Source organism: Rhodococcus sp. G-MC3, from assembly GCF_030063335.1.
GTDB lineage: Bacteria > Actinomycetota > Actinomycetes > Mycobacteriales > Mycobacteriaceae > Rhodococcoides.
In genome coordinates this window covers 1-3,599 of record NZ_JASISW010000060.1, presented here as the reverse complement: position 1 = coordinate 3,599, position 3,599 = coordinate 1, and the positions used below count along the sequence as shown (strand labels likewise).

The following is a 3,599-nucleotide window of genomic DNA, read 5'->3' as shown; positions in this document are numbered from 1 at the left end:
CTTGCGGATCTCGGTGAACATGCCGACAGCGCGTTCACGCAGCTCGGTGGGGTAGTTGCTTGCCGGTCGTGCCATGGCTTCATTCTCCTAAGAAGTGAAGCCTCCGGACAACCCGGTGCGGTTCACCCTGAGGCACCGATCTGGTCGGCCGCAACTACCGCCGCACCCACCGATTCCTCGACGCTCGACCTGACGCCGTCGGGAAGGTTCTCTCCCACTCCCGATTCGGTGAATTTCGAGGCATACAGCGAGGCGTAGACGCTACCGATCACTGCCACACCGAGTGTCCCGCCGACCTCACGCGTGGCATCGTTCATTGCCGATCCGATACCGGCCTTCTCCAGCGGCACCGCACCCATGATTGCTTCCGTTGCAGGTGCGGATGTCAGACCGAGCCCCAATCCCAGCGGGATCATCTGCATAGCGATCTCCAGGTAACTCGTCGCTTCACTCAACGTCGCAATCCACACGAATGCAACCGTGAACAGCAACAACCCGGTACTGACCACCAGCTTGTTACCCAATCGAACGGCCAACGCGGTGCCGAGGATCGACCCCACGGCAATCGACGCGGCGACCGGGATGAACTTCAATCCGGTTTCCAGCGGCGCGAATCCGCGAACCAATTGGAAATACTGAGTTATGAGAAAAATGAACCCGAACAGTGCGAAATAGGCGAAGGTCACCGAAATACTGGCTGCAGTGAAGCGCATGTTGGTGAACAAAGTGACATCGATCATCGGCTCCGCACGGCCGCGCTCCCACTTGACCAACGCCGCGAACAACCCCGCCGCCAGAACGAATCCGGTCAAGGTGGCCATGCTGCGCCACCCATGCTCGGGAGCTTCGATGACGGTGTAGACCAGAGAGCCGACCGCAAGCACCGACAGAACGAGACCGCCGTAGTCGATGCGCGGTGTGCCCGGATCGAGGGAGGTGGTCACGACGACAATCGCGGCGAGTATCGACACCGAGGCAGCGGTGGCCAGGGCAAGGAACACACTTCCCCACCAGAAGGATTCGAGTAGCCAGCCGCCCAGGATCGGCCCACACGCAACACCCAGACCCGTTGTCGCACCCCAGATCCCGATGGCCTTGGCCTTGTCGGCTCGTTCGGTGAACACGTTCGACAGAATCGACAGCGTGGTCGGGTAGACGAACGCGGCGCCGAGTCCCATGATCGCCTGCCAGAAAATCAGTTGTCCTGAACTCTCGGCGAACGACGCACCGACAGCACCGCCGCCGAAGATCGCCAGGCCGCCGATCAGCGCGCCTTTACGTCCATAGCGGTCACTGAGACTGCCGAAGGCCAGCACGAACGTGGCAAAAAGCAGATTGTAGGAGTCGACGATCCATTGCAATTGCCGATTGTCCGCCCGTAGTTCCACCGCCAACGATGGAAGGGCCACATTGATAGCAGTCGTGGCGAGGCTGATAGCGAGCGTCGCCGTACACAGGACGATCAAGACCAGGGTCCGCGGCTTCTGCCGGGTTTCGAGGAGGGAATTCACAGCTTTATTATTTCAAGTAAGCTATCCATTTTGTCAAGTGCTAGAGTCGTCACTGTGAAGTCGTACAACGAGTTCTGCTCGCTCGCTCGGGCCTTGGACGTCATCGGCGACCGATGGACAATGCTCGTCGTACGCGAGCTGCTCATCAGCCCCAGTCGATACTCCGACCTGCAGAAATCCCTCCCCGGCATCGCGACGAATCTTCTCGCGCAGAGACTGCGCACACTCGAGGAAGACGGCGTAGTCACCTACCGGGACGAGCCCCCGCCGATATCGGCTCGCGTTTACACCCTGACCGACTGGGGGCGCAGCCTCCGAGGACCGCTCGTCGAGATCGCCCGGTGGGCATCACCGCTGATGGCAGCCGAAGCCGGCGACCAACAAGCACGTGGACGCTGGCTCGTGTTCGCGGTGATGGCTCTCTACCCCGATCCAGCCGACCTCGCAGGCAACCCGGACCTACCGACGATCACCGCACGCATCGACGCCGACGGGGACAGCATCCTCCTCATCGCCGACGCCACCGGAATCCACGCCACGACTGCCCATTCCGACGCCGCCGCTGAGATCGTCGTCGACGGAACCTCGGATCAAGTGTTCCGAACCTTGTCCGACGCACACACCTCACTCCCTCGCGCACGAATTACCGGCCCGGCCAACGCTGTACGCAGATTCACGCAGCTGAGCTCCCTCGCCCTGACACACAGTCAGCGACTCGGCAGGGAAATGCCTCGACGAAGCTGACTACCTGTCGACCGCCTCAGATCAACCGCCCCATGCCAACGCGAAACCGCTACTGGACGGCAGCGTGATGAACAACTGCGCGACACGAATCTGGAAGGCAGTGGGCACCCGGCAACAGGCAACCGCGGCACCCGAAGGACCAGGACGCAAGCGGCTTCGACATCCACGAACTGGATCCTGGGAACGACTACGACATCGAAGCCAGCCTCCCCCGCAACCGCTCCAGGGCCTACAACGACGGTAGGTATCCAATCGGATACCTTGCGCCTACAGCAGCGCCCCGACGACCATCGGAAAACGAGATAAGAACTGGTTGTGACAACCTGTGACAATTACTCGGCCAAGAACGGCAGATCCCAGGTCGCTGACGAACCGTGTTCGCAGGTAGACAACCGACTGCCTCTCGACGTGTTCCGATACGAAAAAGCCCCCTGCCCCGCACGTAAGTGCAGGTCAGAGGGTCTATCGATGCTCCCCCGACTGGACTCGGACCAGCAGCCGTCCGATTAACAGCCACATGCGAGCCATTTGCGTGCATCCAGATGGACGCACCACAGGCACTCTGACCACCGCCCGCAGTCCAAGCGACACCACCCGAAGGCACGCTCGTAAGTACCCACTTGTGACCATCGTGTGACACCCGAATCGTCAACTGTTCTCGTCGAGTGGGCTGTTCGGCCCTTGGGCTGAACCTGTCAGGTTCCGAACCACCCCTGCGCCGGCGGATGTACTTTCATAGCCAGTGAGGCCCGATGTCCGGCTTCCTCGACCACCTGCGCGGGATCGACACAACTCCGGACATCCGCCCCGCCCAATACCCGACGATCGGGTAGGTAACTGCACTGCAGCAACCTCATCGAAACCAGCACCGTCACCCCTGACGGAGACACCATCTCCAGTGAACGAAAACTCCACCACTAAATCGGCCGGTGGGCGGACTGTTCCGGCGTCGTCGGATCGACCGCGGTTGTCTCGGAACTACCGATGACGTGTCGCCGTATCGTCTGTCGATCCGCACGCCGATGCACCATTACCTGCGGCGCAGCAGCGGCCAGTCCACGCCGCAAACCAGACCACGAGCATTGAAATTTTTCACAACCGCAAGCTACAACTCCCTGGTGAAGCCCAGGACGAAACGGACCGAGGGGTTTTCTCAATGAACCCGTAGAGAAGTCAGTAGCGCTCGACGTCCGAATAGTCCCGCACCGAGAACAGAAACTGATCTGCCGCGGGGATTTCGGACACTGGAGATGGTTAAATTCAGGCCGCGTTGTCGTGCTGCCGGTAACTGTAGTGGACATCGTTCGGGGCTTGGTAGTCGAGAGCTGAATGCCTGCGTCGAGG

General features: G+C 60.7%; 2 protein-coding genes. One reads left to right on the top strand and one right to left on the bottom strand.

Going from position 1 to position 3,599, the window contains the following annotated elements:
• Window positions 1-122 precede the first annotated feature (122 nt).
• Window positions 123-1,511, bottom strand: coding sequence for an MFS transporter (locus QMK17_RS26010; protein ID WP_283512174.1), 1,389 nt, complete (start codon window positions 1,509-1,511; stop codon window positions 123-125).
• A gap of 54 nt (window positions 1,512-1,565) precedes the next feature.
• Between QMK17_RS26010 and QMK17_RS26005 the strand changes: the two genes are divergently transcribed.
• Complete coding sequence (locus tag QMK17_RS26005) at window positions 1,566-2,255, top strand: winged helix-turn-helix transcriptional regulator (protein ID WP_283512173.1); 690 nt, start codon at window positions 1,566-1,568, stop codon at window positions 2,253-2,255.
• Window positions 2,256-3,599: the final 1,344 nt, after the last annotated feature.